The organism is Trichocoleus sp. ST-U2 (genome assembly GCF_039961875.1).
Classification (GTDB): Bacteria; Cyanobacteriota; Cyanobacteriia; order Cyanobacteriales; family FACHB-T130; genus FACHB-T130.
On record NZ_JAMPJY010000019.1, the window covers coordinates 95599 to 103913 of the forward strand.

General features: G+C 45.5%; 4 protein-coding genes and 1 pseudogene. 1 reads left to right on the forward strand and 4 read right to left on the reverse strand.

The genetic code is table 11. From position 1 onward, the window contains the following. The first annotated feature begins 66 nt into the window (after positions 1–66). On the forward strand, positions 67–3918 hold the full coding sequence (gene bchH, locus NC996_RS14650; RefSeq protein ID WP_190687030.1) for a magnesium chelatase subunit H: 3852 nt from the start codon (positions 67–69) through the stop codon (positions 3916–3918). A gap of 418 nt (positions 3919–4336) precedes the next feature. Here the strand turns inward: bchH and NC996_RS14655 are convergent, their stop codons facing one another. The 4 genes and pseudogenes from NC996_RS14655 to NC996_RS14670 all read right to left on the reverse strand — a co-directional run. After that, positions 4337–5281 carry a phosphodiester glycosidase family protein gene (locus NC996_RS14655; protein ID WP_190687033.1) on the reverse strand — a complete coding sequence of 315 codons (945 nt, stop codon included), beginning with the start codon at positions 5279–5281 and terminating at the stop codon, positions 4337–4339. Positions 5282–5475: 194 nt separating this feature from the next. Then, a complete protein-coding gene (locus NC996_RS14660) occupies positions 5476–6090 on the reverse strand; it encodes a gamma-glutamylcyclotransferase (protein ID WP_190439763.1) in 615 nt (204 codons plus the stop codon). Between the two features lie 344 nt (positions 6091–6434). Then, positions 6435–8096 carry a D-Ala-D-Ala carboxypeptidase family metallohydrolase gene (locus NC996_RS14665; protein ID WP_190687036.1) on the reverse strand — a complete coding sequence of 554 codons (1662 nt, stop codon included), beginning with the start codon at positions 8094–8096 and terminating at the stop codon, positions 6435–6437. A 120-nt stretch (positions 8097–8216) separates the two neighbouring features. Next, positions 8217–8315 (reverse strand): annotated as a pseudogene (locus NC996_RS14670) (IS982 family transposase); the annotation flags it as partial.

Genomic DNA, 8315 nt, shown 5'->3' on the forward strand with positions numbered 1-8315 from the left:
CTTAGGCGTCCCATCCCCAAGGTTCCTGCTTAAGATCGAAAGTAGGAACCTTTAATCTCTCTGGGCATGAAACGCATTGTTCTAATCGCTGGGTTTGAATCATTCAACGCTGACTTGTACCGGAAGGCAGCTCATTTGGCTCAGGCTAGGTGTCCGGAGTTGGATATTCGGGTGTTTAGCGATCGCGCCCTCACGACGGAACCAGACGCCGTAGAAGCCGCACTCCAAGGGGCAGATGTCTTTTTTGGCAGTCTGCTATTTGATTACGACCAAGTCATGTGGTTGCGCCAAAGGGTGCAAAATATCCCCATTCGCCTCGTCTTTGAGTCAGCCTTGGAATTGATGAGCCTCACTCAGATAGGCGCGTTCAAAATTGGCGACAAGCCCAAGGGAATGCCCAAACCTGTTAAATTCATTCTCGACAAATTCAGCAACGGGCGAGAAGAAGACAAACTTGCCGGTTATATTAGCTTTTTAAAAGTTGGGCCAAAATTATTAAAATTTGTGCCAGTGCAAAAAGTGCAAGACTTACGCAACTGGCTAATTATTTACGGTTATTGGAACGCTGGTGGAACAGAAAATGTCGCGTCGATGTTCTGGACGCTGGCAGAGAAATATTTGCAGTTAAAGGTAGGAGAAATTCCGCCGCCAGTTGAAACTCCAAATATGGGATTGCTGCATCCCGATTATCAAGGCTTTTTTGAATCTCCAAGGGCATATTTGGAATGGTATCGACAGCTTCGCAAAGGAGAAGATAAAAACAAAGAGAATTCACCAATTTCCAATTCCCAATTTCCAATTCCCAATTTCCAATCCCCAGTTGTCGGCATTCTGCTTTATCGCAAGCACGTTATCACCAAACAGCCTTACATTCCCCAACTCATTCGCCACTTTGAGAAAGCTGGGTTGATACCTTTGCCAATCTTTATCAACGGCGTCGAAGGTCATGTGGCGGTGCGGGATTGGATGACCACAGACTACGAAATGCAACAGCGACAACTCGGTAATCTTGAAACTTCATCTCTGTCTGAAGATGCGGTTCCAGTAGATGCAATTGTCTCTACGATTGGCTTTCCCCTCGTCGGTGGCCCTGCGGGGTCAATGGAAGCAGGGCGACAAGTGGAAGTAGCAAAACGCATTCTAACTGCCAAGAATGTACCCTATATCGTCGCTGCACCGCTACTAATTCAAGATATCCATTCTTGGACGCGGCAGGGTGTGGGCGGGTTACAAAGTGTTGTTTTATATGCTTTGCCAGAACTGGATGGGGCAATCGATCCTGTTCCCCTCGGTGGATTAGTAGGAGAAGATATTTATCTAATTCCAGAACGAGTTCAGCGTTTAACTGGAAGGTTGAAAAAATGGATTTCCCTGCGACAAAAGCCAACGGCTGAACGTAAAATTGCCGTGATTTTATATGGTTTTCCGCCTGGATATGGGGCGACGGGGACAGCGGCTTTATTGAATGTACCGCGAAGTCTAATTAAATTCCTCCACGCCCTCAAAGACCAAGGCTACAACGTTGGAGAATTACCGGAAGATGGGGAAGAATTAATTCGCATAGTGAAAGAGGCGGATGAGAACCCCACCCCAACCCTCCCCGTGAACGGGGAGGGGGCAAGATTATCTGGGGGGGCTAGGGGAGGTACAAACGTTAATGCTAAAACCCTAGAAGAATGGTTAGGCTATCTACTCACCACCCGCATCGAAAAACAGTGGAAATCCCTCACTGGAACTGGCATCAAAACTTATGGAGATGAATTTCAAATTGGAGGGATACAACTAGGAAATATTTGGATAGGCGTACAGCCACCCTTGGGAATTTCCGGCGACCCGATGCGGCTAATGTTTGAGCGCGATTTAACACCTCACCCTCAGTATTCCGCTTTCTATAAATGGTTGCAAAACGACTTTCAAGCTGATGCTGTCGTTCACTTCGGAATGCACGGAACGGTTGAATGGTTGCCCGGATCTCCGCTCGGTAATACGGGCTATTCTTGGTCTGATATTCTGCTAGGAAATATCCCCAATCTATATATCTATGCGGCGAACAATCCTTCTGAATCAATGTTGGCAAAGCGTCGCGGCTACGGGGTGCTGATTTCCCATAATGTGCCGCCTTATGGTCGTGCTGGATTGTACAAAGAATTGGTGTCGCTGCGCGATTTAATCGCGGAGTATCGGGAAGACCCGCAAAAAAATTACGCCCTCAAGGAAGCGATTTGTAAAAAGATTGTAGATACGGGTTTGGATGCAGATTGTTCTTTTGAGGATGCTAAACGCTTAGGTATTGACTTCTCTCCTGAGAATGCCAGACTGTTCAGTGCAGATGTTTTTAATTCTTACTTAGTAAAACTGTATGAATATCTGCAAGTTCTAGAAAATCGTCTTTTCTCATCTGGTTTGCATACGCTGGGGGAACCACCAACTCCAGAAGGACTAATTAGCTATTTTGATGCTTATTTTGAATTGCCAAAAGACATTATTGAGGCAGTTGCTAAAGGCGCAGACAACCAGGCAGCACTATCAGCACACTGGGAATCCTTAAACAAAACATATCCTAATGTTAAATTTCGCATCAATCCTAATCTTCCAGAGTTAATAGATGAAGCGATAAAAATACGTGATTTATTGCAACAAAATAGTGAAGAAATCACTAATTTGCTGCGGGGACTTAATGGCGAATATATTCCGCCTGCACCGGGTGGTGATTTGTTGCGGGATGGTGCTGGTGTGTTGCCAACAGGCAGGAATATTCATGCTTTAGATCCCTATCGGATGCCTTCCCCAGCCGCTTACGAAAGGGGTCGAGAAGTTGCTAGAAGGATTATCGCCCAACATCTTAAGGAACAGGCTTCTTATCCGGAAACTGTGGCAGTGATGTTATGGGGATTGGATGCGATTAAAACGAAGGGCGAATCTCTGGGAATTTTGCTGGAATTAGTAGGTGCTGAACCTGTTAAGGAAGGTACGGGAAGAATAGTCCGTTATGAATTGAAACCAATTGCAGAAGTCGGTCATCCGCGTATTGATGTGTTAGGGAATCTTTCGGGAATTTTCCGCGATACCTTTATCAACATTATTGAATTGTTGGATGATTTGTTTCAACGCGCCGCTGATGCTGAGGAACTGGAAGACCAAAACTTTATCCGCAAACACGCTTTAGCGTTGAAATCTCAAGGTGTAGACAATCCCTCAGCGCGATTATTTTCTAACCCTGCCGGTGATTTTGGTTCTCTAGTGAACGATCGCGTAACCGATGGTAACTGGGAATCGGGGGATGAATTGGGGGATACTTGGCGCGATCGCAATGTCTTCAGCTACGGTAGAAAGGACAAAGGACAAGCTAGACCAGAAGTGCTGACGCAGTTGTTGCAAACAAGCGATCGCATTGTCCAAGAAATCGACTCGGTTGAATATGGTCTTACCGATATTCAAGAATATTACGCCAACACTGGCGGCTTGAAAAAAGCCGCAGAAAAACAACGCGGTAAAAAAGTTAGCGCCAGCTTCGTCGAAAGCTTCTCTAAAGACACCACGCCTCGCAATTTAGACGACTTGCTGAGGATGGAGTACCGTACCAAATTGCTAAACCCCAAATGGGCAGAAGCAATGGCGAATCAAGGTTCCGGTGGCGCTTACGAAATTTCCCAACGCATGACAGCACTAATTGGTTGGGGTGGTACGGTTGGTTTTACCGATGATTGGGTATACAACCAAGCAGCAGATACCTATGCTTTAGATGCAGAAATGGCAAATAAATTGCGCGAGGCAAATCCCGAAGCTTTCCGCAATATTGTCGCCAGAATGATAGAAGCAAATGGTCGCGGTTTCTGGCAACCTTCAGAGGAAAAATTACAGAAGTTACGCGAATTGTATGAATTATCGGAGGCTAAAATTGAAGGTGTAAGTGTTTAAAAAATATAGAAAAATTTGCTTATACACCTGCACTGCCAACAACACTATATCTCGTAACACAACTCCCGCAGTGTAGCAGTTGATTCTGGAAGTTCTTGTTGTAGAAGCGTCTCTAGATACTTATCAAATGTCTTAGGCGGATTTTTGAGCCTGCTTCTTTGCCTGTATGCTGCTTTGCAGACTGCTGCTGAGTTAAGGTCAAGCAGGTGTAGGCTAAATTCATCTGGGTGCTAAACCTCAATACCGTATCGCTCTTCCATCACTCTTAGCTCAATATAGGCTTGGAAACTCACCCCAACCCACGAACTTTCACAGGAGGGAATATAAAAAACCTCTCTACGAACGGGATGGGGTTAAACCTTACTGGCTCCAATAGAGAATTGCTGTATCCTGAATTGGAAAGTAGCTTAATAAAGCTTTACTCGGATTTATAAATTAAGAAAACTGAGCCAATTGGATTAGAGTTTTCTACATAGATTTTGTTGTTATAGTAAAAAGCTGTTGAAAACCCACCATCAAATAACATTGCTTCCTGAATATTTCCTAAACAGTGGTTTTTAGAAATTCCTTTCAGGACATCATCAAACTTATCTGGATACAATGGCCCATCGGTTTCGACGTTGTTAACCAATAAAATTACATAGCCTTTGGAAGTAATCGCTGCCATTGAGCGGCTGGTTTCGTGTTGACAGGCATATTCTCCCAAGTCATTACAAATATCTTTAAATATTCCATCTTTATAAAATCTTCCATTACCTCCTACTAAGTTATAGTTTAAATTTTGCTTGTTTCTTTTCCCAATCTGAATTGTCGCTTTTCGTTCTTCTGTGCCTCCTGAAATTCCAAAGGAAGACCGCTTATCTTTAAATAAACCAGAATATTCTACCCCCCTCGAAATGTTCAAGCCTTGGGGTTTATTCTCAGGATCTATATAATCCCCGTTAATGGCTGCAATCGGTTTCTTGCCATTTAGTTTTGCATTTTCATCGGCTATAATTTCATGAAACTGTTTTGGAACATATTCTTTGCGGAATCTTCCTTTAGCATCTTTAGCATAAATTTCATGGGCTAAAGCAAGACTAACCTTAAAATCTAGTTTCGGAGATTTTGGATCAAAAATAAGAACATAATTTGCCCCTTTAGCCTTTGTATTTCCTTGATGATCCGTTCTGATAAATTCTATGCTGAATTGGCATTCTTGGCTTTGGCAATCGCATAAATTATTAGCTGTATTTTCTCCGTTTATTATTTTTTGTACTTGAACTTGAGGAATCTTTGAAGCATTTTTGGAATAAATATGAATAGCGGATACAATAATGAATGTTACTAATAATATGCTTAGAAATTTTGCTTTTGTAAACATACACCAAGAATTTACAAAAAATGTATGTTTACATTTTAAGGCTAGCAATACCTAGGATGAGGGTAAAAATTAACTACCCTACAAGTATTTTAATAAATAATAAATAGGGGGGAATTGTCAGTTGTCATGAGCTTTTGGGTGTTTGCTCAGAATTGCTGACCAAAAACGAATCATTAATGACGAATGACGAACGATCAATTACCGCTAACTAAACGAACCGTAGAGACTGATGAGACCCAGTGGCGCTGTTGTAACTGATGCATATGGTTAAACAGTTGCCAGCAATACTGTTCTGGAAGCCCGCAGGTTAAGGCACCGCGCAGGACAACGTTGAAGTACCAGTCGTTGGGGGCGAGTTCTTCTGCTAATTTGTTAACGACAACGTAGGTACGAACGCTGGTATATGTCCGACCTTGGCAGGAAACGTTGACCATTTCCTGGCGATAACCGCCTTGAGGGACTTCTTCGCGTTCATCTAAGCGATCGCTCAATCTCCACGGTAGTCGATACAGAACTCCTTCGACTGAGGCTGATGGATCTTTCACCATATCTAAAACACCACAGTTGCGAAGCGCCGAGCGACGATAAAATCCTAGCCGATATCCTTTCAGTGTGGCAGCACCAATCACGTAACTATGGGTGTTCTCGCCGAATGTACGCTTTAAATCGACCGGGCACATACAAGAACCGTAAGCAAAATAGTAGAACATCGGCTCTGTTTGTTGCTGTTGTTGCAATCTCAATGCTGGATGTGAAGGATTATGAGATTGTACCCAGGTGTGTTTTAAGTGTCCAATGCGATCGCTCATCTATCTATAGGTATAGAAATGTTTTTACTATGGACATGATTCTAGCAGAATGTTTTTATTGTATACCTTCATATCCCGATAGGCAAACCGTAGATTAAATTTTTGTTTTCTCCTCCGGAAACCGGATAAAGATTGGTAGGGTTGAAAAAGCCAAATGTTTTGGAGTTTCCTTGCGGAAGTACAAATACAAGGTTGGGTTTCATTCCCGCACGGAGCCAACGAAGCACTGGCTGCGGTTGGGTTCAACAGCGTGAAACCCAACCTATACGGAAAGATTTGTCAGCTAACCCTAACCCCTCACCATTGATGGAAAAAAGAGCTTTTGTGTACGTCTGTGCCTCACTTTAGTTTCGCCAGCGTGCCCGATAGCTTCGCGCATCAAGATGACACAGGTTCGGGAAGCTGGTGTAACGACCCAAACCACCGGGCCACCAAGGGTCGAGAGACCAGTAAAGTTGATCGCCAGAAAGACCTTCGCAGAGAAAGTCTATCGCATCTCCAACAATATGACGGCTGTATCTTGCCCCACCAACTGCACGATTGATCGCTGGAGGTCGATACCAGCTAGTAATGATGAAGGGTCGCCCAATGCGATCGCGTGCCCTTTGTGCGAGTCTCGCAATCCGGATCATGGCATCCAGCGTCGCCTGGTTAGGAGGCATCCGGGTGCCGCCGTGGGTAGCTTCTGCCCAGGTAAAGTTGCCATCCGGAACGATGGGGGCAGACAGCTGAATATTCCTTAGCGTCCACCTGTCGGGACGCTTGGCGACAGCGATTGGGACAGGCTTGGGTGCGGCGTCCGGAGAATCTTTCCGTGCCTGATTCATGCGTTTGAGATCCTCAAATAAGGAGCGAATGGCTTGATCTCTGGTTGCCAAATCGCGCCAAAGTTGAACCAGGCGGATTAAAGCTTCTCGTTGGTGGTCGATTTCTTTATATTCAATCGGCAGACGCCGAACAAAATTCAGCAATTCTCGATCTAGCTGGGCGGCAAGATTCGATAACCTGGTGCGATCGCTTGTCGTGCCACTCAGCAGTAGAGGGTCGATTCCCAATGATGCCAGCGCGGAAGCGCGAGAGTCCAACTTTCGCCAGATCCGAACTAATTCAGTTAGCGCGTTGCGTTGGTTGCCTGAAGCTTGATAGTACTGCGGAATGCGCTGGATAAAGGCAATCAGGGCCGGATCGACAATTTTAATCCCTGTATCGGCGGAGGTGTTGTTTTTCAAAGAAGCGATCGCAACTTCCCGCGATTCTAGCTGACGCCACAGCTGGGCTAGCCGCAGCAGGGCTTCTCGCTGATAGGGATAACCGGAGTAATTGGGAGAAATTCGCTGGATAAATTGCTTGAGAGGAACATCCATCTGGGATTCCTCGAAGTTATCGCCAATGACAGTGCCAGGAGACAGCAAAGATGCGATCGCGGCTTCTTCTGTATCCATCTGACGCCACATCCGCACCACTTCCAGGGCAGCATCCCGTTGATGAGGCAAGCCAGTATAGTATTCTGGAACTCGCTCCACTAGGGTCAGTAGCGCCTTATCCAGGTAGGCAAGATTGTGGGGCAAGCCTTCCGCACTGAAATCGGTTTCGATGTCTTTTAGGTACGCTTGCAGTAACGCCTTGGCATCGCTGGCTTCCAACCGCGCTGCTGTCGGTTCGCTTGCTGGCGGTGCATAACCATCAGCCACAGCTTGAATAAAGCGATCGCTGTAGCGCCCTTTTTGTACGTCCCACAGATCCGCTCCTTTCCACCCCTGAGCGACCAGATTGTTACTTAAACTGCGGATAGTATTGGCAGCATATTGCACTTGTTTGGGAAAAGAATCCACCTCCTGTAGGGGAATGCGATTCGCTGGGGAGATGCCCAGTCCCTTTTCTCCGTCCGAAAACTGCGGTGAAGATAGCACTTGATAAAGCGCTGCCAGAATCGGCTTGTGAATGCCAGTTCGTTCCGCTTCTAAGAGGTAGTAGTAATTGCGCTGGTCTGGTGTCAGTGTTGGCATAGCCAGTTTTGATAACCCACTTAACCACTCTATGACTTTGGCACCCGTTCCGAAGCTTTTCCGGAGTGATTCCTAGAATAAATATCAATCAGTGCGATCGCTAACTAACGTGAGTTCGGGTTAAGCAGGCAAGGCAGCATCGTTGATCAGGGAGGGCTTCTTGGGCTGGTGGCAGTAGGCAATTAAGCCGGCTATCAAATTGACGGCAAAGTTGACAGG

Coding starts and splice junctions, on each gene's coding strand:
- NC996_RS14660 (WP_190439763.1), bottom strand. CDS start 6,090: ATGAGCGATCGCATTGGACACTTAAAACACACCTGGGTACAATCTCAT.
- NC996_RS14665 (WP_190687036.1), bottom strand. CDS start 8,096: ATGCCAACACTGACACCAGACCAGCGCAATTACTACTACCTCTTAGAA.
- NC996_RS14655 (WP_190687033.1), bottom strand. CDS start 5,281: ATGTTTACAAAAGCAAAATTTCTAAGCATATTATTAGTAACATTCATT.
- bchH (WP_190687030.1), top strand. CDS start 67: ATGAAACGCATTGTTCTAATCGCTGGGTTTGAATCATTCAACGCTGAC.